The organism is Nostoc sp. JL23 (genome assembly GCF_017115065.1).
GTDB classification, from domain to species: Bacteria; Cyanobacteriota; Cyanobacteriia; order Cyanobacteriales; family Nostocaceae; genus Nostoc; species Nostoc punctiforme_A.
This window is the reverse complement of record NZ_JABXKN010000073.1, coordinates 1-22156: the sequence shown is the minus strand read 5'-3', so window position 1 is coordinate 22156 and position 22156 is coordinate 1. Positions and strand designations below refer to the sequence as shown.

The window sequence follows — 22156 nt, the reverse complement described above, 5'->3', positions numbered from 1 at the left end:
ATCTTATACCATTCTTACCCCAGAAGGAATTTTAATATGCATCGTCGTTGGCTCTTATCTGCTTTAGCAATTTTGTTAAGTATAGTTTTAGTTGCTTGCACCACGGCAAATACTCAGCAACCACAAACCAAAGTGGAAAATACAACTGAGGCAACTAACACGAACTCTCAGCCATTACCAAAAGGATCGGCAAAAAGAGTGGTTGCTCTTTCTTCTCTTTCTGCTGATATTATCTCTCGACTCGAACCAACAAAAATTGTTGGAATTACTGGGAGTAGATTATTTAAGAATGACTCAAGATTCAAGGATATTCCCCGCGTTAGTGAAGGTCAAAGTCCGCCAAATTTAGAGAAAGTAGTAGCACTCAAACCAGATTTAGTTATTGGTGCTGAAGGTTTTTCTAACATTCCAATTCAAAAACTTCAGCAGTTAGGAATTGCGACTTTGCTCACGAAGGTGAATAGCTGGGAATCTCTAGAAGAACTTACTAAAAAACTGGCTGGATTAATTAATGCCGATCCTCAGCCTTTGTTAAACCGTTATAAAACTTTTTTGCCAGATAAGCCAACTCAGAGTCCTTCTACTCTAGCGCTGGTTAGTCGTCAACCAATTTTAGCACCAAATAAAAATAGTTGGGCAGGGGATTTGCTGGCGAAGTTTCAGGCGAAAAATATAGCAGCAGATTTACAAGGAAAAAGCCCAGTTGGTGGCTATGTGACGCTTTCTGCTGAGAAAGTTTTAGAAGCAAATCCAGAGGTGATAATTTTAGTTAATGCTCCACAAGGAAATTCGGAAGCAGCACTTTTAGATTCGTTGAAAAAGGAAACTTTTTGGCAGCAACTACAAGCAACTAAAAATAACCGAGTCTATGTGTTTGATTATTTTGGTTTGGTGAATCCAGGTAGTATAGATGCAATAGAAAAGGCTTGTCAGCAGCTTAAGCAAGCGTTATTTGCACCACAGGGTACTTAGCTCGATACTGGGAGAACAGTCAATCAAGGATGCATTTATCTGAGGTAATTTTAGATAAAACCCCGATCAAACAGGCTTTTCAGTATGTTATCAAAAATAAAATCTGAGTGCTATATTAAGGAGTATTATTTATAGATACCAGTATTTCAAAATGCAGATTGCGAAACTTCTCAAAAACTTTTGGCGATGGATTCGTGTGTTCTTGATAAGTAGACTTGATAGACCTTCAGACAACTTAGTGGTTATTATAATTAGTCTAATACCGCTCATTTTTAACTGGGATTTAAATTGGTCAAGCAAAATTATTTTTGAGTTTGACCTATTCAATAAAATTACCATATTATATTTTTATATCACACCTTTATTGCTATTTATTAATAGCTTTTTGTTCAAAAAAGACTTGCTAAAGTTTTTTAGTATTCTAGTAGCAGGATTTTTTGGCTGTTTCATTCTTTTTGTGTTTATCGTACAATTAGCTCTAGGTAATCATATTAATCTTGTTGAGCGAGTAGAATGTCCAAATGGTAAAATTTTTAGTGTTTATGAGAATTTTGAACCGAGTTTCATTACTTCTGATGACGCTGTTTGCCGATTTGAGTTACAACAAGAGAGAATTTTTATAGGAGTTATCAAAAACAGCAAGGAAGTTGGAGAAAAGAATTGTCAAGTTAACACTAGAGAACCTAGTTTTCCAAACCGTCTTATAAATGCGTGTACCCGATAGATAGTAAGACAACATCAATTTTACAATTACTATGATTACTTCAACATTCAAATTAATTTGAAACTGCTGCAAAGCATCTTTATTGTTATTTTGTATTAAAAAATCATTAATAAATTCGTGTTTAAAGCATTCTTTGCACTCAATATTATTACTCAACAACACTTTGTATTAAAAAGCAGTTAAATAAAGGCGCTTTAGCTTTTGCATCTACTAAACTAGCTATTTACAGTGTTGTTGAAGAAGAGATATAGCTAATTCAAAACTATTAGGTTGAGTTTGCACTGCATAAGCTTCTTTTTCTAAATCTTGTCGTTTGACATCGGTATAGCGCCTAAAAAATGGTCGAGCATAATTGCTTGGTTGAATGTTTAAACCTAAAGCTTTTATTTTTCCTTTTCCGGCACATACCTGCGCTGCATGAACAGTTTCATGGATTAGTGTTTGAGTTCCAATATGTAATTCAAACACTACGGGATTGATCCAGATTTTTTTGTCAGCTTCTCTTAGTAAACCATAAGCTCCTCGCTTTGGTGGTAATGCAATGATTACCTGAAACCCTTTATTTTCTAATTTATTTTTTAAATCTAAAAATTTTGCTTCTTGATTGGGTATTTGAGAAAGTAACAATAAGGAATTTAATATAAAAATTTTGCTCATTTACTTTTTTGATTACACCAATTCAATTAATGATTGCAACACGTCCTTGGCTAAAGACGCGATGAATCGCGTCTCTACAAATAGTTGATTTGTTGCATTATTTTTTCAAATTGGTATTACTTGAAAATATTTGTATTCAATTACAATGGCAAAAATATTAACTGTGGTTTTAACTAAGGCAGCTACTTCTAAATCGACATTAGCGTAGCTATCCAAAGGCGATTCCCAGTCTATGACTGGGAATAAGGGAGACTGCAAACGAGGTAACTGACTGTGCTTTTAATCTTTTGCAGAACTAATTGGTTTTTGAGGAAAGAGGGTATTTTTTTTACCTTCAGGAGAAGCACTTCCAAGGCTGCGGAAATACAGTCCTCCAATGGTGAGTAAAAATGTCACATATCCCACAGCTTGTACAAGATAGAGATTGTCTCTATAACCAAATAAAGATTTGAGAATAATCCCAGGAAATTGTTCGTCAGGCAAGATTGTGGAAGTATTGGAAACTATTGGCCCCAAAATACAGGAATGGACTTTTGTAAAACGCTCGTAATAGAAACAAAGTCCTTCTGTGGCGCGACTGCTAAGGGCAAGGTTAGCTACAGCTTCGTCAAAATGTTTCAAGGCTGAAACTACCAATCCAGCCACAATCAACACTAATAAAACGCCCATTACTTGGAAAAACTGGCGGATGTTAATTTTGACACCCCATTTAAATAGCAGCACTCCAATAGCAGTTGCCGCTACCAAACCAGCAATAGCGCCCAATGCTGGCATTAATCCCTGTTGAAAATTAGCAGCAACGAAGAGAACAGTTTCAAAGCCTTCGCGGACAACGGCAATTAAAATTAAAGTAAAAACACCCCAGCCAGCATTTGAATTTTGTGTCAGCGCTTCTGTTACTGCTCCTTCAACTGTAGCTTTCATGAATCTGGCTTGTTTAGTCATCCAGATTAGCATCCAACTGAGCATTGCGATCGCTAATACACTAAATACACCTTCTAGCGCTGGCTCAACTACGGTGGTGTATTGAGGATTGGCGGCTCCCAGTACTTGAATTATCCAACTGAATAACACGCCTATTAAGGCACTGACGACAATACCAACGCCGACACCAGCATATACCCAAGAGTTGAGTCGGGATTGTTTAGCTTTTTTTAGCAAAGCTAGCACAATACCAACAACAAGGGCAGCTTCCACTCCTTCTCGGAGTGTGATTACAAAAGTAGGTAGAGCAGTACTAAAATTCATCTTTTGTCCTTTGTCTTTTGTCCTTTGTCATTAGTCCCTTGTCATTAGTCCTTTGTCCTTTGTTTTTGTCTAATGACTAATGACTAATAACCAATGACTAATGACCAATGACTAAGGACTAATGACTATTAACTAAAATCGCGTAGCATCTTTTTCAGTTCGAGATTATGCATCTCTTCTTGCCCAATCATACCGCGAGCGAATTCTTCAAGGTAAATACTGGCATTGGTGACAGTATCAAGCAGTTTTTTATACAGTTCCAATGCCTTTTTTTCATGGGATAAGCTTTCTTCCAAGATATCCTTGACTTTATGCTGGTAGGTTTCTTCCATTGGGGCGATTTTCAAGGAAGGATGCCCATCTAAACCGGTGAGAATTTCTCCCACTTGTTCGGCATGAAGTAAAGATTCACTTGCCTGTGCTTTGAAAAAAGCCACAATTGGAATCCGGTTAGGGCCAGTTACCATCAAAGAATAATGTGTGTAGCGCACTACCCCTGCTAGTTCAAATTCCATGATGGCGTTCAGCAGGTCAATAGTCTTTTTATGGTCAAGTTCTTGCATCAGTTGTTAGTTAAAGTAACGAAGGGAGTGTAATTAGTTAGGAGTGAGGAGTTGGAAGTTAAGAGTTAGTAGTTTGAGATTCATAACTCATAATTCATAACTCCTAACTCTTAACTCCTAACTATTTTAAACTCCTTAACCTATACTTCCCATTAAATTAAAGTGTTATCGCTGTGCTTGGGTATTGGATTTGTCAACCACTTTTTGAGAGTTTTCCTCAATGGTTTTCACTAGTTTGGTAACATCATTAGGTGTTTTGACTGCTTTTGCTGGTGGGATGGCGGCGGGCCAAACTTTTATGAGTTCAGCGAAACTAGTATCGATCGCTTTGTGTGCTTCGGGATCTGCTTGAGCTACTTGACTAGAAATTCCTTTGTATAATTCATTGGCGTAAAAGACAAAACCACGGGAGTCTTGATACTCAATTGGCGCGGCTACTTTACCATCTGCGATCGCCGCACTATATTCGGAGTTGGCTGAATCTAGTAGTTCGTTAATTACCTGTAGCACAAATCCTGGTTTTGAGCGTTGAGCTTCTGGCAAAGCTGCGATCGCTCCATCAACTGCTTGCACTGAAGAGGTAAAATTAGTTTTAACTTTGCTATCTTTCGGACTAGATTTCACTAAATCTTGCAAACTTACCAAAGTTGTCTTAAATTCTTTGACTTTTCGTTCATTAAGTTGATCTTCTACATCAACGTAAATCTCTTCTACTGGATGCCCAATATGAGGTTCTGCCTGTTTCGGTTGATTCTGATCTAGCAGTTCTTTGGCTACCAAAAGATGCCCTTTCATTAAGCCTAATTTAGACATATAGTCAACATCTTTTGCCTCACCTGTAAGTACCACTTCTTGAACACCAACCTGGTCTTTAATTTGGTCGAACTGCTCTTGAGTAATTACTTTTTTAGTAACTAAATCTTCTGGGCTACCATAAGGACGAGCTGCCTGGATTTTGTTCGATAAAGCCGGAACACCTAGTTTGGCTTCAAACTTATCCAATTCTGACAATATAGCGCTGTTAATGTTAATTTTTTCTTTGCCACCGTGACCACTATGACTGCTATTACTTACTGCCTCTGTGGTTGGAGGACTAGTAACTGGTGCTGATGGATTTTCTGCGGTTGGTGTACCACTACAGGAACTCAAGCTAACTATTACGGCTGCTGCTGCTGTTAAACAGATATAACGAAGTTTTATCATCTTTTCTCCTCACAGAACTTAAAAGGTATTAATTGAAACATTTCAAACTATTACTAGAAAGTAGTTTGTTTGACAGATTGTCATAGATTTTACTGTTGCATATAATGCGATTTTTTATCAACTAGTTACCTAAACTTTAATAAATTAATTAAATAATATCGTCAGGAACTCTTAACAGGATTTTGAGAGTTGCTCTCAGTAAGTACTTCAAATTGACCCATGCAACCGTTTTCTGCGATCGCATCTTGATGGGGATGGAACATATACTTACCTGGGTAGCGAAAAGCAAATTCTAAGATGTGCCTTTCTGCAACACCCATCGTAATCACATCTGCTTTCTCGCTAGGAGTCATAGTCATGCCATAGCGATAGACATCAAAGAAGTTGGCGTGGAGATGAAACGTCACAGCCGGATCGTATTCAATGATGTTGAGGACATACAGCCGAATCAACTGATCTTTGTAAATCTGAATCGGGTTATGCATGTAATAGTGGGGCAGACCGTTGAAGGCGTAATAATCGTTATGGCTATCATCATTCACGTCATACCCACTCATCACTAGTACGATTTCATCAGCCGGGGGACGGGGAGTCGGTGGATCGATGATAAACATTCCGTACAGCCCCTTGGCAATGTGGCGGGTGACTGGTTCAATATGGCAGTGGTATAAATGAACGCCATAAGGTTCAGCATCAAATTCGTAGATTGTGGCATTACCATTGCTGATTGGGCGAACACCATCCATTTCCGCCGGATGAACGCCATGAAAATGCAAAGAGTGAGAATGTCCCGCATTATTGAGAAATAGTACCCGGATGCGATCGCCCTGCTTGGCCCGTAGCGTTGGCCCTGGTATACGACCGTTTAAATCCCAGATGTTGTAAGAGACAGCACTATTGAGTTTTATGATGGAAGAACCAGCAGTTAACTGAAATTCCCGGATAGTCCGCCCATTTTCTTGCTTCACCGTCCCATAATCAAAATCCCTTAACATCTTCATTGGGTTAGTAACATCGTCTGGTGCTGACCTATCGAATGGTGGCACTTTAACCATTGACTTACTTTGTAGATTTAGCATCTGCCAAAGTCCAGCTGCACCAGTTATTCCAGCACCTGCTAGTCCCAGTTTCAATAATTGACGACGGCTCCAGGGTTTTCCGTTACCTAGAGCGAAGTTGTTGGGCATGACATTTAGTTACAGTTAGCACCAAAAAAGAATTGCAAAAGATTTGCAATTGCTTTTAAATATTAGAGGAATTAATAATTATTGTCAATAATTTTTTAGCGCTTAGAAATTGTCAGTTAAGTTGTTAAATCTAGATCAAGCTCTCAAAACTCTCGCAATATTTTCTTAATTTTAACTGTATTTATACGCTGATTTATGTATAAATAATAGTTAGACAAAACTAACTGGTTCATATCTATTCCTGATATGCTGATTGCTTCAGCAGTACTTAGAGTATAAACAACGAGTATAATAGCACCTTGAATATAGACGCGAGCAAGAAACTGTTGCTAATCTGTAGTGTATTTAATTGGTTTAGGGATAACATAAATCACGTTTCTTCAAGGAATCTTGAATGCTTGGTAATATGAGAACTTTTAATTTTTAATTTTTATCTGTTACCTTCGTGTTAGCAGCGCTGAAAATGCCGTCACTCAAAACCATGTGTCATTCTTTTGTTATTTGTATGGACTTTCTGTGTAGATTTCTGCATCGCGATCGGCCGATGTCAAAGGATAGTATAGTATTCACTAAAGTCGAATTACACAAGACATTTGATACACACTTGTCAAATACAAAGTTGATGGTATATCTTTTTTCAATCAAGCGGCGTTATGCACTTTGATTGATGAATTACCCAAATTTATTATTAGGAGGTCAAAAATGACTACTTTTTCTCATATTTCACTATTGCAGAAGACCGCAGGTATTACCTTATCCAAACCTGTGCAGGTAACTCTTTATATGATGCTATCTTCTTTAGTTATCTGGACTGTTTTGTTTTCTACCTATCCTGCGGTTCATAACACAGCACACTCAGCGCGTCACCACACATTAGGCGTTGCATGTCACTAAATTATCATAATCCCAAGATTTTTTAGGTGCATGAAGCTTTGACGCTAAAATAAAGCGGATTTCGCGCCAGTGTTTTTGCTGGTAAATAACTTTTAGGTTTTGTAGAGATGCTTTGTTTATCATCTCTACATCACCTTAATTTAAGATGATATCTGACTAATTCGTTGGCTAGAATTTTTATGCTTAATAATAATCTGGAGTAACTTTCATCCATTACTATGAAAGTTTCAATTGTAGAAATTACATAAGTTTCACATTTACCGTAAGCTTTTATGAAAAAATATCGGCTTTTTGGAGTTATCAGCGCTGTTTGTATTACTTTGTCAGTTCTTTATTCCTTTGTGGGAAGTTCCCAAATTCCTACATCCAGAGTCTTGCTTTCCACCAACCCACCTTTAGAACGTATTCTCCCCTTTGAAGCAGAGGCAGAAAAACCACAGTCTCCCGTTAAACTGACATTACAAGCTGTTGATGCTGCGGGTAAATCTTTAACAAATGCCAAAATTAGCTTACAAATTCTGACACCGCCGCGTAATCCTTGGTTAACAACAGATTTTCCCATTGTCGAGGGAACAAAATTGTTGCAAATGAATGCCACCGCACCTGATGGTAAGTTAGAAATTCAGCAGATGTTACCCATCCGTGGTAATTACCAACTGTTAGTTAAAGTATCACCCTTGGTAGCAAATACTTTTGCTGCTTATGAACAAACTTTAAATCTGAATGTCCACGAAAATCCAATCAAATATAAATATTTTGTTGTAATCGCCGCTATTTTGCTGTCACTTGGATTGTTGGGTGGTTGGGTTATCGGTGGACAAGAAGAACTACAACAAGGAGAAATTGCACCACAGTCAGTCCGACTTTTATTAAGTGCATTAACTGTAGTAGCTATAATAACTCTAATAGTTATTAACATTAGTGCAGAAGTCGCGGAAGCTCATGGCAGTGGACATAACTTAAATAGTACTGAAACGATCGCACCATCATCTCAAAAATCTCAGGGATTAGAAATTAACCTTGGCGGAGATAAAAACGCAACTGTCGGAAAACTTGCAAATTTAGCGTTACAGGTGAAAGATGCTGCAACCGGACAGCCTATAACAGATGTAGCATTGCAGGTGAAGGCGATCGCCACAGAACATAATTTAACAGTCTTTGACTACAAAGGTATTCCCGACGAACAAGGGAAGTTAATATGGCTTGAACAATTTTTTGATGGTTCACCCCACAAAATCGAGGTGGAAGCTACTCCTCTACCAGGATCTAGCCGTCAATTTGCACCAGTGAAGGTAGCGCAAGAAGTTGAAGTTGAAGCGATCGCACCACCAATTTACATCCGACTGATTGGTTTATTCTACTTTACAGCCTTTGTCGGTATTGGCATGGCGATTGGATTGCTAATACAACATCGACGAAAACCACAAGCAAGGACAAATTAGTAATATCAGAGTTGTACTAAAGATTCCTGCTAATACAAAGATATAGATTAATCAATTAAAATAGTTGTGGTTTAACCACACTATTTTTTTTGTTAATGGGTTGTATAAACTATAAAAAGTAGTGCAATAGGACAAGATAAGCTATTACAATAGCTTAAAAGATAAAATTTATGTTCGAGCTTGAGAGTTTCGATAAATTGGTATATTTATTAAGTAGAATTTTATTATTTACAAGCTCATAAAATTAAGATTTACCGAGAAATTAAGAAAGTGATGCTGACAAAAATTGCGTTTGAAACAATTTTGAAACGTGCTTTGATGGGATACGACTTATCCCCCGAAGAGGGAGTGGTATTGTTACAACAAACTGAGCCAGAAGCGATCGCAGCAATACGTACTACATCCGATACACTCCGCCACACACAAGCAGGCGATACTGTCACCTACATAATTAACCGTAATATTAACTTTACTAATATTTGTGAGCAGCACTGTAGTTTTTGTGCATTCCGTCGAGATGATGGTGATGCCGATGCATACTGGTTAGATTCGGCGCAAATTTTGGAAAAAGCGACAGATGCACTACAACGGGGTGCGACAGAAATCTGTATGCAAGGGGGGTTAAATCCACAAGCGCAGATAAATGGTAAATCTTTGCCCTACTACCTGAAAGTTGTAGAAACCATTAAACAGGAATTTCCCCACATACATTTACACGCTTTCTCTCCCCAAGAAGTGCAATTTATCGCCAGACTTGACGGACTTGAATATGCTGAGGTGATTACTGCTTTGCGCGATGCTGGTGTTGGCTCAATGCCGGGAACAGCAGCGGAAGTATTAGACGATGAAGTTAGGCGGATATTGTGTCCAGAGAAGATTGACACAGCCACTTGGCTAGAAATTGTCAGCACCGCTCACAAATTAGGCTTGCATACCACTAGCACCATGTTATCTGGGCATATTGAAACCCACGAGCAGCAAATCGGACATTTAGAAAAATTGCGATCTCTCCAAAAAACTGCCATCAATCGGGGATATCCAGCCAGGATTACAGAGTTTATTTTATTACCCTTTGTTGGCCAAGAAGCACCCAAATCTTTACGTCGCCGTGTCGGACGCGATCAACCAGTTTTGAGTGATGCACTACTATTAGGGGCTGTAGCACGGATTTATTTAGGTAATTGGATTCCCAACCATCAGCAGAGTTGGGTAAAACTGGGGCTTGCAGGTGCGACAGAATCCTTAGCTTGGGGTTGCAACGATATCGGCGGCACTTTGATGGAGGAACATATCACCACAATGGCAGGTGCTTTAGGCGGTACGTGTATGGAAGTAGAAACCTTGCAAACTGCGATCGCTTCTTTAGAAAGACCTTACCAACAACGAGATACTCTTTATCAAAAAGTTATTAGTCGTTAGGCATTGGGCATTGCGATTAGGGGAGAGGTTATAGGGGAGAGGTTATAGGTGAAAGGTGATAGGGAATAATCTGTACCCTGTAACCTGTACCCTATTCCCTTCTTCACTCCCTCACTCCCCATTCACTCAATTGATCCCCAAGTTACCAATCCAAGATAGGATGGACGTTGATTTACGTATTCTTTTACTTAATGCATATGAAGCGCTATTGGTCGCGTTTGCTTGCTCTGGTTTTGGTTGTAGCTATCGGCTTAATGGGTTGTTCTGGCAGTCCAGATAGTTTGACTGGGGATTATCGTCAAGACACCTTAGCTGTGGTCAATATTATGAGACAAGCTCTGGATCTTTCACAAGATTCACCAGATAAGACAGCAATTCAAGCAGAAGCGCGTCAAAAAATTAATGACTTTTCAGCTCGCTACCAGCGGGTTAACTCTGTTTCTGGTCTTGGCTCATTTACAACCATACGAACAGCCCTCAATTCCCTAGCTGGACACTACAGTTCTTACCCAAATCGTCCCGTACCCGAAAAACTCAAAAATCGTCTAGAGAAAGAGTTGCAGCAGGTAGAGACGGCGTTGAAACGTGGCGGTTAGCTATTAACTATTGCTTACTCCATCATCAATAGTCAGGTGTCAAAACTTTTGATTCCTGACTATTTTGTTTGTCAAGGCAGGAGACAGAAGGCAGAAGGCAAAAGGCAGAAACTCTTTATATCTGATGCGTAAGTCCTACATTTTATAGCTCAATACGGTTCAGTTAAGGCTAAAACTCTGTTTCCAAGTCAGTTTTTTAACGAACCGCCAAGGCGCAGAGGACGCAGAGAGAAGAAAGAGAAGGAAAAAATTGCTTAACTGAACTCTATTGTTTTATAGCTCATTTACTTGAAAACTGCTGTAACAATGTAAGCCGATGCGTTCACAATGTAAGCCGATGCATTCACAATGCAAGGCGATACATTCACAATGTAAGGCGATACATTCACAATGCAAGGCGATACATTCACAATGCAAGGCGACGCATTAACATTGAGGGTGAAGTTTTAATATCTACTTCATGCACTGGAAACCGCTATACAAGAATATGGCAACAGAAATAGACCTTTGAGAGTCTTAAAAAAATAGGTTTTAAAACCGAATGGCACCAAGAAAAGATACAGCCCTTGCTCTGACTGGAACAAGCTTAAAGGCTAGGAACCCATTCTGGAAAGGCTGCCGCCTCCAGTAGCTTAACAAGAGGCAGAAGCCCACTTTAAATACATTCCTAGCCTCCAGACTGGGAACAAGACACACAAGCCTTTGGGCTTTTCTTAGTGCCATTCGTTTTAAAACCCTTAGTATTTAACTATATAATTCGATACATGTTGCCCACAATTATTTGAGTTGGGATCGATGATTATGGCAAATTAAAGGCTTTAAGACCGAACGTCAACACGTAGCTCAGAGTTAGAGCCACTCCGTCTTTCCTCAGTTACCCTGTGGTAAGCAAGTTACAGTCGGAATTTAAATCCCTGTCTGAAACTCTTTTGAATTTGTTCATCTACTGGTAGGTATGTCTAACTGTCCCTTGAACGTTGCAAGATCAACATTATTTTGGCGGCGCTTATTCGCTGTTGTTTTTACTAGTAGTTTGTTGCTCCCCAACTTGCGAAGCGAACCAGCAAAGGCGCAAGTAACTGAGTATTGTCAGTTATCATCAGCGGCGGCGCAACAAAAAGAAAGCTTACGTCTGTCAGCGCTCAAAGGTAAACAAGATGCTCAAACGCGCTACCAAAGCATAATACAAGAACAGGCGCAGAAATTAAAGCAATGTCGCTCTCGAACTTGGCCGCAAACCCAAGCCCTTTGGTTACGCTTATATCCCTGTGACATTCAGCCAGGAATAATCGATCAGGTTATGGATCGGATTGTTAATGGTGGCTATAACCAAGTTTATTTAGAAGTATTTTACGATGGGCAGGTACTATTACCAGCAAGAGCTAACCCGACGGTTTGGCCTGCTGTGATTCGCACTCCAGGGGCAGAAAATATTGATATACTCGCCACGGCAATTAAAAAAGGTCGGCAACGTGGTTTGAAGGTCTATGCTTGGATGTTTACCACAAATTTCGGCTATACTTACGCCCAACGCCCAGATAGAGAAGGTGCGATCGCTCGTAATGGCAAAGGTCAAACGAGTCTATATGTAGTAGATAATGGCTCTCAACTATTTATCGACCCCTACAACCCACAAGCAAAACGCGACTACTACCAATTGGTACAAGAAGTTTTGCGCCGTCGTCCAGATGGCTTGCTATTGGATTACGTGCGTTATCCCCGCCAAGCTGGAAGTGATTCCATCGCCACCAAAGTTTCAGATTTATGGCTATTTAGCCCTGCAACCCAAGAAGCTTTATTTAAACGGGCACAAAATTATAAAGCGCTGGACTTAATTCGTCGCTTTTTGAGTAAGGGATTTGTCACTGGGGGAGATGTAGCTGAAGTTGATAAACTTTATCCCCAGGAAGGAGAACCTCTTTGGCAAGGACGCACTCTCCCACTAGCGCAAAAGTCAATCCTGCCTGCAACCGATAGACAACCAATTTTACAATGGGAGTTGTGGCAGCTTGCCGTTGCCCATGCTATGCAAGGAATTCTAGATTTTGTCACCATCGCTAGTTACCCAGCAAAGCAGCAAGGTGTTTCCACAGGAGTGGTGTTTTTTCCTGATGGCAACCAAACTGTAGGACAAGGGTATGATTCTCGTTTGCAACCTTGGGATCGGTTCCCCAATACATTAGAGTGGCATCCTATGGCTTATGGGAATTGCGGTAATGTTAGTTGTATCGTGTCGCAGGTGCAACGGGTTTTGAGTATGGCAAAACCGGGTACGCAGATAATCCCGGCTTTAGCCGGTCAGTGGGGAAAATCTGTTAGTAATCGTCCATCCCTAGAAGTGCAAATGCAAGCACTCCGCCAATTTGCCCCCCAACTGAAGGGAGTTAGCCATTTTGCCTATTCTTGGCAATATCCTCAGAATGATAGCGATCGCAAATTCTGTCGAGTTAAGTAGACTTCTTACAGAATTAGTAAAAAGGGATTGAATTTCCCTTTCAACTTTTAACTGATAGAATCACACACTTTACAAATTCATACCAAATATAGTTAACACAGTCATAACTACAGCTTAAGTATAGTGTGTAGCGAGTCGTTGGAATGCCGACGGTGCTGGACTATCTGCGAGGTACTGGCGTATCATCTCAGCACACGCACCTGGGCTTAACAAAGAGGTATCCACTTCAAGGTCATAGATGCCAGGGATATGAACTTCACGTTGCCATAACTGAAGCGGATGTGGTATCGGAGAGTCAGATGTACTTCCCACGTTCCACCCCGTGTTTTGTCGTCGTTCCATAACGATCTTGATGGGGCAGTAAACACCTACGAACAAAACCGGCAATCCTTTCAAACGTCGGGCACTATCAGCCAGAATGGCCCGTTCTATTGCGTAGGCGTCATGGTGTCCGACATCAACCACGACATTCAGACCCAAACGGCTGTGGGCAGCGATAGACTCATACATAGCGCTGTACAGAATGGGAACAAGGGGTTCGATGTCCTGGCGTTCTCCCCCTGGTCGTAAACCGATCCCAGGCAAGTATCGTGCGGGAGTCATTTGCATAAACCTATCAACACCCAAATTCATCCACAGACCATCAAATGTCTCCTGAATCACTGCGACAATGCTCGACTTCCCCGCTCGCGGGACACCATTCAGGATGATAATCTGTCCTAGCTCCTGTGTCTGCCCCATGATTCCTCCTAGCATCCTTTATACATATAGTTGTTCCACGTTAGGGCTAAAATGTTGAATAGGCAAGAACTCAGGAGTCAGAATTCAGAATTCAGAATCAAGACGTTGCGCGTAGCGTCTCTGAAAGAGAAGCCTCTCGAACGCGAGTGCATTTCCTTTTGGGAAAAGAGAAGGCTTTACGCTGCGCTATCCGCCAGTTCTACAGAATTCATTCTGAATTCTGTTCGATATCCGAAAAATGAATTTATTACCAGAGTTTCCGCAGGTTCAGTTCACGATTAAGTCCCCACTTTTCAACTCAATTTAAAGCCAAGTCCTCTGGTGTATTACAGTTAAATAGCATTTCGGGTTCTGCTAATGGCAAAACTTCTACCGGATATTGCCGAAGCCACTGCTGAAACGATCGCTCCCCTTGGTTGATAAACTCTAGGAGTTGTGGCAAACAACGACGGCGATAGAAACCACACAGGGGTTCCCACCCTTTAGGATGACAAGCTAAAGCTGCGATCGCATTATCCCCCACGCGATCGAGTCTAGTTATCCAATCTTGCAACACCTCAACCCGCAACCTCGGCAAATCGCAAGCTAGCAACAGCACCCATTCTGTCTCTACTTCGACTAGCCCTTGAGCAAATCCAACTAAAGGCCCGTGGGCTAAAGATTCTCCAGATAAAGGTACTTCTCGAATAAACTGACAACCAGGCAAAAGCAAATCTTGATAGCGTTCTGGCCAGGGAGTTACTACATAAACAACATTAGTACAGCCTTTGGCAATTCCACAAACTCGCTGTAACAACGGTATCCCTTGAATGGGAATCAAGGCTTTATCCTGACCCATCCGAGAACTCTTACCCCCAGCTAATACAATCGCTGTTAATGTACAGCAGGTCATAATTCTCAAATCACCTAATTCCAAATGTCAATTTAATGCATAGAGAACTGTGCAACCTAAACTGTAATACACTAAAACGTAAACTACTTCGTCAGCGATCGCAGGTGAAAGAACCGTTGGAGCATAAGCAACCCAGCCTTTTTCTACTGCCCACTTGCCAACTGTATGCAACCATCTTCTTGGATCTGTCAATGATAGTTCTGGTTCTGGCGGTTTAAACTGCCATAATGCTTGTCCAGTGCCAAGTTTCAAAGCCCACAGTACTCCGTTAATTCCAACGTAGACTACCTCATTAGCGATAACTGGGTACGAAGCCGAAGTTTCTGTTGCAAACCTCCAAAGTATTTGTCCAGTGGCTTCATCTAATCCGTAAATAGTATTGCTGCTACCAACACAAACGACTCCATTAGCAACAGATGGATAAGTTAGATGTGGATAAAGTAGCGTTGCATTTTCTGGCTCGAATGTCCATTTTTGCTCCCCTGTTTTTATGTCCACCGCTACGAGAGCTTGTCCTTTGCTACCGCAGTAAACAATTTTCTCAGTAATTACAGGCAAAAAAGGACTATCTAGGATTAAGGGATAAGAAGGTTGAAATACCCACTTTCGCTGTTTTGTTTCGATATCTACACTTGTGACACATCCATCACTGCTACCAAGGTAGAGTATTCCATCGGCAATTGATGGTGCAGAAGTTAGCTGATTGCCTGTAGTTTGTAAGATCCAGATTTGCTTCCCTGTGGAAGCGTCTAAGACATAAAGATAACCTTCGGGACTACCGATATATACAATTCCATTAACAACTACGGGAGAGTAATACTCTCCAAGCCCAATCCTTTCAGTTATTTTGAATTGCCACCTCTGCTGCCTTGTTTGTAGTTCAATAGCGTAGATGATGCCATCTGAACTACAGATGTAAACTATTCCATCAGCAACTGTTGGAGAAGCAATGTACCTGCTTCCAGGGTTGAAAGTCCACCTCTGCTGACCCGTCTGTGTATCTATCACATAGAAATTTCTTTTACCGTCCCCAATACAAATCACTCCGTCGGCAATTGTTGGACAGGCAGAAAAATGAACATCAAAGCTTGTAAGTTGAAGCTTCCACTTTACCTCTTTGAAATGACGGATGCCCGTTGTGTTGTATACACCAGTACGTTGAGGGTTTGCTCGGAACATTACCTTTAATAACTGATTGTGACATTTCTTGGTGCGGAATGTTGGGTTTATAAAAAGCGATCGCTTTTTCCATATTGCCACCAAGATGAATAAATCAGGCTGATGTTTCCAAGTACGGGCGGTTTATTCATTGCTATGCGTCCGATGTTGCCAAAATTATCCTCTATTCTGACTTTTCTCAACTAGGCGAGAACTTTTACGCCAGCTAACTAATGGTGGTTAATTTGCTACATGAGTTAATAGTCATTCGTCAAAAAAAATAGAGGGTAAAAAACGAGTCAAACTAAATTAACCCCTGACGCTGAAAGTAGAATAAATTTATCTTCTACTTAAACCCCATCATGCCTATCCAAGAACTCGAACAACAACTCCTTCAGCTTTCCCCCAACGATAAACTGTACATCATCCAACTCCTTGCTCAAAGCCTGACCACACACAACAATACCCACCCAGATCAACCAAGCAAACTCTCAGAGTTTTTCCGTCAATCCCCCCTGGCTGAACTCACCGAAGAACTTGACCTGAGTCGAGATCGCACCCTTCCCCGCGATGCCTTCACCCCATGACCTACCTCCTTGATACCTGCGTGATTTCCGAACTTGTTGCCAAACAACCACATCAACAAGTTTTAGATTGGCTAGATGCCCAAGTGCCAGAAACACTTTACCTCAGCGTCATTACAATTGGCGAAATCGCTAAAGGCATCAGCAAAATTACTGCATCTAAGCGCAAAGAATCTCTAACAACTTGGCTGAATGAAACCCTACCCAATCGCTTTAAACAAAGAATCTTAACTATAGATGTCTCAACAATGGTGTTGTGGGGAAATTTAGTTGGGCAACTAGAACAGAATGGGCGACCTCTACCTCTCATGGATTCTCTTATTGCAGCAATCGCAATTCATAACTCTTTATCACTTGTCACCCGTAACGAAAAAGATTTTGCTGGGATAGGGCTTGTAATGGTTAATCCTTGGTCTGTTTAGGCATCATCACTATACGGGGTCAAATGAGCAACCGCGCAGAAAGTTACGATCGGGACTGGATGATCTGCTGGCAACATTCTAGTTGGGAGAAATAAAACTATTTCACGCCCTCACCTGACTTTTCTGGACTTGCTGCAATAAATGCTCTACACTTTCTGCTGGTGCAAGACACTTCAAACCTTGGCAAACTAACCCAACGCTTCTCTCTGGTAAATCAGATGTGATGGCAAATACAGCCGTTGGTAGAAATCTGGGGATCAGAGAGTTTATTTGCTCAGTGGTGCTGCGAATCAAGGTACAATTACAATACCAATCTAAAGCTGTAAACAAGCTGGGACAAGCTTGGGGAGCGCGATCCATGACACTCCTAAAAGCTTTCAAACCAAGTTCTGCTAAATCCAAATAATCTAGATTATCGGTGAGTAAAGCAAGACGGACAAGGTTAGCGATCGCAATTCCATTGGCTGATGGTGTCGCATTATCTGTGTAACTACGCTCTCTAACAATTAAATATTGACTAAAATCGCTTGATGTGTTATAATACCCACCTAATTCTACACTCCAGAGAAATTCGTTAAATTCATCTTGGATAGCGATCGCATTTTCTAACCATTGCTTATGCTCAGGGTTGCAAGCTTGTAAATCTAGTAGAGCTTTAACAAACAAAGCATAATCTTCAGACTGAGCTAAAACAGTTGGTTCTCCTTGATAGTTGAGTCTCTGGAAACGCCCATCGACAAACTGATTTTCCAAAATAAAATTCGCCGCTCGTGCTGCTAATTCCAAGTACAAAGGTTGTTGGAAAACCCCAGCAGCCTTAGCCAGCCCGGAAATCATCAAGCTATTCCAGGCGACAATCATTTTCGTATCTGTCACCGAGGGAATGCGACCTGGCCAGTTAGTGGTTTTTGCTTCCTGATTGTTACGAGCCGGGGGAAAAGTTTCTAGTGACTCAGAATTAACGCCATAACGAGCGGTAAACAGCTTACTCAGTGCGGTTTCTAGCGTTGCATTCAGTTTGGCTGAATTCCTTCTTTGTAAAACATTACGTCCTTCAAAGTTGCCGTTAGGGGTAATAGTAAATTGTTGTTGTAATTCCGTTAATTCTTCAGGCGTTAACAGTTCTTGGACTTCGCTGTAACTCCAAACATAAAAAGCTCCTTCTTCTGGTTCTACCGCCGTGGATTCAGTGAAACTGTCGGCATCTTGAGCAGCATAGAAGTAACCTTCTGGCGCAGTCATTTCCCGCTTCAACCATTGAACAGTCCCAGCAACTGCCCTTTCAAAGGCTGGCTCTTGTACTCCTGCACTCCATAAAGAAGCTAGATACTCGACAATCTGTCCATTGTCGTAGAGCATCTTTTCAAAGTGAGGTACTGTCCAAGTCGGGTCAACAGTATAGCGATGAAAACCACCGGCTACATGGTCATAAATGCCGCCCAACGCTAAGTCTAGTCCCCGTTGGGTACAAACTTGCTTGCCATCATAGTGAGATTCAAAATTAAATCGAGTTCCCCGCAGTGCTAATTCTGTGTAGGGAATCATCGGAAAACTGTTACCAGATTGATTAGGAGTAATTACACCTGTGCTAGTTTCCCAACCTTGGCGGAGTAATTCATGGTCTTCAAGCTCGGTTGTTGTACCATCTTGCAACACCGCAGACGTAAGCAGAGACTCAATAATTAAGGCTTTACGTTGTTGTAAGTCCGCTTTTTCTGTATCGTAATAACGGCGAAGCGCTTGCAACACCTGCAAAAATCCCGGACGACCATAGCGCGGGTCTACAGGGAAATAAGTACCAGCGTAAAACGGCACTAAATCTTCTGGGGAAAGAAAAATATTTAAAGGCCAACCCCCTTGACCGCTCATCATCTGCAAAGCTTGCATATAGATGCTATCGAGGTCTGGTCTTTCTTCCCTGTCTACTTTGATGGGAAGATAATTAGTATTCATGTAGTCAGCGATCGCAATATCAGAAAAAGCCTCGCCTTCCATGACAGTACACCAGTGGCAACTAGAATAGCCAATGGAGAGAAAAATCGGTTTATTTTGCGCCCTTGCAGTTGCAAGTGCTTCGTCAGACCAAGGCCACCAATCAATGGGGTTTTCGGCGTGTTTGCGGAGATAGAGGCTCTTAGCTTCAGCAAGGCGATTAGTCATAATCAAACGCAAGTTAGTTGCCTTCTTTGCTCAGTCTAGCCTGTTCTCAGGCTTGTTAGCCTAGACAACTATGTACATTAAGTAAGAAACTCAACGAGCGAATTATACCTTTGTTTTTAATATCGCCTAAGTAAGTTAGTGTAAAAAATTGCAGTGTTCTAGCCAACGCTAACTACAAGGGAAGCATCTATATAAATAATTGGGTTTATTTACAGTAACTTACTTATACCTGTGCAACTTCTGAAACATTCTTATTGAAAAGATCGCAATAGCAAGCTAACAATATTTGGTGGCGTTTCTTGCATAGGTGATGCTGTCTTTGTTTGAATTAAAGTGTTTGGGCTAAGTCCTGCTATCAGATGGAGCAAGAAGGTGATGATGGCGGCTTGTATAAGTTTTTCCAGCATGGCACGTCTCTCTCTGAATGGATAGCATTTCAATTACGACTGGTTATTCTAAATACACCTCGTACTCCCGATTTACCGAATTTAACAAAAATAACTTGATAAATGCCGAAGGAAATCCTAAAAAAATGTTTAAAATGTTACTGCTAGTTAACATAATTCCCTAAGCAAATCGGATTTCGGTTATCGGTCTAATCAATACATCGCCAAGGTTGTGTAGCAAAGTCCTGAGATATAAGATTGGCGACAATTGAAGTTTTTTGATTTATTCTTCGCTAGACCGGGATATTTTCTTAGACAGCTTTTGTTGCTAAAAAGTGCCCTTGGAGCTTGAATCTATTGCAAAATCACATTTTGCTCCTTTGCTGAAAAAGACAGAATAGCCAAGATTTACTTATATCTACTTGGGAATAGTAGAGATCAGCCCCAGTTTCGTGCTGTCACCGATAAAATGTATTTAAAGTAGCCACAAACACGCTTCCATGATTCCTATCGTTATTGAACAATCGGGTCGAGGTGAACGCGCCTTTGACATCTACTCACGGCTGTTACGTGAGCGCATCATCTTTTTGGGACAACAAGTTGATAACAATATTGCCAACTTGATTGTTGCCCAACTGCTGTATTTGGATGCTGAAGACCCGGAGAAAGACATTTATATGTACATCAATTCTCCCGGTGGTTCGGTGACGGCTGGTATGGGCATTTTTGACACTATGAAGCATATTCGCCCTGATGTCTGTACAATTTGTACCGGATTGGCAGCGAGTATGGGTGCTTTTCTCCTCAGCGCGGGTGCTAAGGGTAAGCGGATGAGTTTACCCCATTCTCGGATTATGATTCATCAACCTTTAGGTGGCGCTCAAGGACAGGCGACTGATATTGAAATTCAGGCGCGGGAAATTTTGTACCATAAGCAACGGCTAAACAACTATTTAGCTGAACATACAGGTCAACCAATTGAGCGCATTGCTGAAGATACTGAACGTGACTTTTTCATGTCGCCAGAGGAAGCCAGGGACTACGGTTTGATTGACCAAGTGATTGACCGTCACGCCGCTGGTAGCCGTCCAGCAGTTGCTGCTGTTAATTAATAGTCACGATTGGTAAATGGTGATTTACCACTTTTAATTCTCTTAAACCCCAAAAATAACCCCTTTTCATAACTGAAGAGGGGTTATTTGACTTCAAAACTCGATTTTAAAGGGTCAATATCCTATTTTCCGAGATGAAGGTAGTCTTGATCCGGTAGCAGATATTGAAAAAATTCCAACTTTTAATTGTCTGAAAATACACATTTTGATCCTGACATAGGATCAATCAAAAGTTGGGAAGAAGCATAATTTGTCGCTCTACAATAGCCTCAAAACTAGTTTGCTGGAGTAGAGCAATGTTATCAAAACAAACTTTTTGTGACTAAATAATACCAAGCAATTTGAATTTTATTTTCAACTTCATACTATTAAAGTCTTTTTCAGACTGTATTTATTTTATTAAAAGCTTAATTTAGATTTAGGTTACAAAGACACTAAGTCATTTTGTACAGTGTGTAATACCAAAAATAAATTATTTATCTTCAGGAAGAAACATCATGAATTGCTTCAAATCAAGCCTCAAGCTAACGTTGCTAACTTTATTGACTTGTGGATTGGTTTCCCCAGCTTTTGCAACACCCGATAACGACAATAGCATTTTTGCAGCGGATTTCGAGGGGAATTTGAATAGTGGTCAAGGATTTCTTCAGATCAAAGGCGATGTGACCACCACCGATGACTTAGAAGACTTTAGAAAAGTGCTACTCACGGGGCGCTCTAACTTACGTTTAAGACTGGAAGGCGTTGCCCCAAACGGAGGACGGACAGATTTGTTATTAGTTAGGGATTCAAACAACAATGGTCAAATTGATCGTAATCAAGGCGAAGTGATTGGCCAAAGTCGCGACTCATTTTCCCACCAAATTACACGCCAGAATCTAGCCGCAGGAGATTACTTCGTCATGATTCGCAGCAGACAGTTTAGCTCAAACAAAGTTCAGTATCAAGTCAGTGTAGATGCACGGGTGTAATCAATCCTATAAACTCGCCGATCAAAAGCGCGATCGCGCTTTTGATCTTTCTCGACTCAGGAGGACATTTTTCCCTCGTTAACCCTAACCCACTAATTGTCTACTTTGTCAATGCATAAGTTCTAGACGAGTCAATTCTGGATAGCCCAGGTGCGGCACAATTTCAATTCGCACACTAGGCATAGTCAATGACAGTTTTTATTTCCGCTCAAAATAATACTATCTTTGGCAACTTCATATTAGTTATTACTAGAAGTTATGCAAAAATTGCTAAAAAGCTTAATTTAGGGACTTCCAGAAAATAAACTATTCCACCAACAGTAATGATAATCATTTTAAAGGGGGGATGAAGGGGCTGCCGACGGCAGCC

The 22156-nt window shown here is 40.8% G+C and carries 22 protein-coding genes; 11 read left to right on the top strand and 11 right to left on the bottom strand.

The annotated features are described in order from the left end of the window. Nucleotides 1-36: 36 nt before the first annotated feature. The gene (locus tag HWQ42_RS15555) at nt 37-972 is read left to right on the top strand and encodes an ABC transporter substrate-binding protein (RefSeq protein WP_292813542.1); all 936 of its coding nucleotides are present in this window, start codon (nt 37-39) and stop codon (nt 970-972) included. Nucleotides 973-1123: 151 nt separating this feature from the next. Then, on the top strand, nt 1124-1696 hold the full coding sequence (locus tag HWQ42_RS15550; RefSeq protein WP_292813540.1) for a hypothetical protein: 573 nt from the start codon (nt 1124-1126) through the stop codon (nt 1694-1696). 219 nt (nt 1697-1915) lie between these two features. Here HWQ42_RS15550 and HWQ42_RS15545 read toward each other — a convergent pair whose 3' ends face one another. The 6 genes from HWQ42_RS15545 to HWQ42_RS15520 all read right to left on the bottom strand — a co-directional run bounded on the left by HWQ42_RS15545 (nt 1916) and on the right by HWQ42_RS15520 (nt 6554). Further along, entirely contained in the window at nt 1916-2353 is a 438-nt protein-coding gene (locus tag HWQ42_RS15545; protein WP_292740992.1) for a hypothetical protein, read from the bottom strand. A gap of 105 nt (nt 2354-2458) precedes the next feature. Beyond that, nucleotides 2459-2611 carry a hypothetical protein gene (locus HWQ42_RS15540; protein ID WP_292813538.1) on the bottom strand — a complete coding sequence of 51 codons (153 nt, stop codon included), beginning with the start codon at nt 2609-2611 and terminating at the stop codon, nt 2459-2461. Nucleotides 2612-2632: 21 nt separating this feature from the next. After that, complete coding sequence (locus tag HWQ42_RS15535) at nt 2633-3601, bottom strand: FTR1 family protein (RefSeq protein WP_292813536.1); 969 nt, start codon at nt 3599-3601, stop codon at nt 2633-2635. Between the two features lie 128 nt (nt 3602-3729). Next, entirely contained in the window at nt 3730-4164 is a 435-nt protein-coding gene (locus tag HWQ42_RS15530; protein WP_292740978.1) for a ferritin-like domain-containing protein, read from the bottom strand. Nucleotides 4165-4329: 165 nt separating this feature from the next. Beyond that, nucleotides 4330-5367, bottom strand: a complete 1038-nt coding sequence (locus tag HWQ42_RS15525) for a helix-hairpin-helix domain-containing protein (protein WP_292813534.1) — start codon at nt 5365-5367, stop codon at nt 4330-4332. Nucleotides 5368-5528: 161 nt separating this feature from the next. Beyond that, nucleotides 5529-6554 (bottom strand): multicopper oxidase domain-containing protein, encoded by a 1026-nt coding sequence (locus HWQ42_RS15520; protein WP_292813532.1) that lies wholly within the window; start codon nt 6552-6554, stop codon nt 5529-5531. Between the two features lie 702 nt (nt 6555-7256). On the opposite strand from HWQ42_RS15520, the gene HWQ42_RS15515 reads away from it, so the two are divergent. The 5 genes from HWQ42_RS15515 (at nt 7257) to HWQ42_RS15495 (ending at nt 13360) form a co-directional block, all read left to right on the top strand. After that, entirely contained in the window at nt 7257-7448 is a 192-nt protein-coding gene (locus HWQ42_RS15515) for a CbtB domain-containing protein (RefSeq protein ID WP_094347816.1), read from the top strand. Between the two features lie 272 nt (nt 7449-7720). Next, complete coding sequence (locus HWQ42_RS15510; RefSeq protein ID WP_292813528.1) at nt 7721-8890, top strand: hypothetical protein; 1170 nt, start codon at nt 7721-7723, stop codon at nt 8888-8890. A gap of 273 nt (nt 8891-9163) precedes the next feature. Beyond that, entirely contained in the window at nt 9164-10309 is a 1146-nt protein-coding gene (gene cofH, locus HWQ42_RS15505) for a 7,8-didemethyl-8-hydroxy-5-deazariboflavin synthase subunit CofH (protein ID WP_292813526.1), read from the top strand. Between the two features lie 191 nt (nt 10310-10500). Continuing rightward, nucleotides 10501-10905: a photosystem II protein Psb27 gene (gene psb27 / locus HWQ42_RS15500; RefSeq protein WP_292740966.1), complete on the top strand. Its 405-nt coding sequence runs from the start codon at nt 10501-10503 to the stop codon at nt 10903-10905. A gap of 955 nt (nt 10906-11860) precedes the next feature. Further along, nucleotides 11861-13360 carry a family 10 glycosylhydrolase gene (locus tag HWQ42_RS15495; RefSeq protein ID WP_292813524.1) on the top strand — a complete coding sequence of 500 codons (1500 nt, stop codon included), beginning with the start codon at nt 11861-11863 and terminating at the stop codon, nt 13358-13360. Nucleotides 13361-13474: 114 nt separating this feature from the next. Here HWQ42_RS15495 and HWQ42_RS15490 read toward each other — a convergent pair whose 3' ends face one another. The 3 genes from HWQ42_RS15490 to HWQ42_RS15480 all read right to left on the bottom strand — a co-directional run bounded on the left by HWQ42_RS15490 (nt 13475) and on the right by HWQ42_RS15480 (nt 16253). Beyond that, entirely contained in the window at nt 13475-14101 is a 627-nt protein-coding gene (locus HWQ42_RS15490) for a hypothetical protein (protein ID WP_292813522.1), read from the bottom strand. A 298-nt stretch (nt 14102-14399) separates the two neighbouring features. Beyond that, a complete protein-coding gene (locus tag HWQ42_RS15485; RefSeq protein ID WP_292813520.1) occupies nt 14400-14993 on the bottom strand; it encodes a molybdenum cofactor guanylyltransferase in 594 nt (197 codons plus the stop codon). A gap of 27 nt (nt 14994-15020) precedes the next feature. Continuing rightward, nucleotides 15021-16253 (bottom strand): PQQ-binding-like beta-propeller repeat protein, encoded by a 1233-nt coding sequence (locus HWQ42_RS15480; RefSeq protein ID WP_292813519.1) that lies wholly within the window; start codon nt 16251-16253, stop codon nt 15021-15023. A gap of 260 nt (nt 16254-16513) precedes the next feature. On the opposite strand from HWQ42_RS15480, the gene HWQ42_RS15475 reads away from it, so the two are divergent. Continuing rightward, nucleotides 16514-16738 (top strand): hypothetical protein, encoded by a 225-nt coding sequence (locus tag HWQ42_RS15475; RefSeq protein ID WP_099099269.1) that lies wholly within the window; start codon nt 16514-16516, stop codon nt 16736-16738. Beyond that, nucleotides 16735-17157 carry a type II toxin-antitoxin system VapC family toxin gene (locus tag HWQ42_RS15470; protein WP_292813516.1) on the top strand — a complete coding sequence of 141 codons (423 nt, stop codon included), beginning with the start codon at nt 16735-16737 and terminating at the stop codon, nt 17155-17157. Before HWQ42_RS15475 ends, HWQ42_RS15470 begins: the two co-directional genes overlap by 4 nt. Nucleotides 17158-17259: 102 nt before the next feature. Here the strand turns inward: HWQ42_RS15470 and HWQ42_RS15465 are convergent, their stop codons facing one another. Further along, complete coding sequence (locus tag HWQ42_RS15465) at nt 17260-19317, bottom strand: thioredoxin domain-containing protein (RefSeq protein WP_292813514.1); 2058 nt, start codon at nt 19315-19317, stop codon at nt 17260-17262. Between the two features lie 251 nt (nt 19318-19568). Further along, nucleotides 19569-19724: a hypothetical protein gene (locus HWQ42_RS15460; protein WP_179065022.1), complete on the bottom strand. Its 156-nt coding sequence runs from the start codon at nt 19722-19724 to the stop codon at nt 19569-19571. A 479-nt stretch (nt 19725-20203) separates the two neighbouring features. Here HWQ42_RS15460 and clpP point away from each other — a divergent pair, with 479 nt between their 5' ends. Together clpP and HWQ42_RS15450 are read left to right on the top strand one after the other, a co-directional pair. After that, on the top strand, nt 20204-20815 hold the full coding sequence (gene clpP, locus HWQ42_RS15455; protein ID WP_094347831.1) for an ATP-dependent Clp endopeptidase proteolytic subunit ClpP: 612 nt from the start codon (nt 20204-20206) through the stop codon (nt 20813-20815). Nucleotides 20816-21312: 497 nt separating this feature from the next. Next, a complete protein-coding gene (locus tag HWQ42_RS15450) occupies nt 21313-21786 on the top strand; it encodes a hypothetical protein (RefSeq protein WP_292813511.1) in 474 nt (157 codons plus the stop codon). Nucleotides 21787-22156 lie beyond the last annotated feature (370 nt).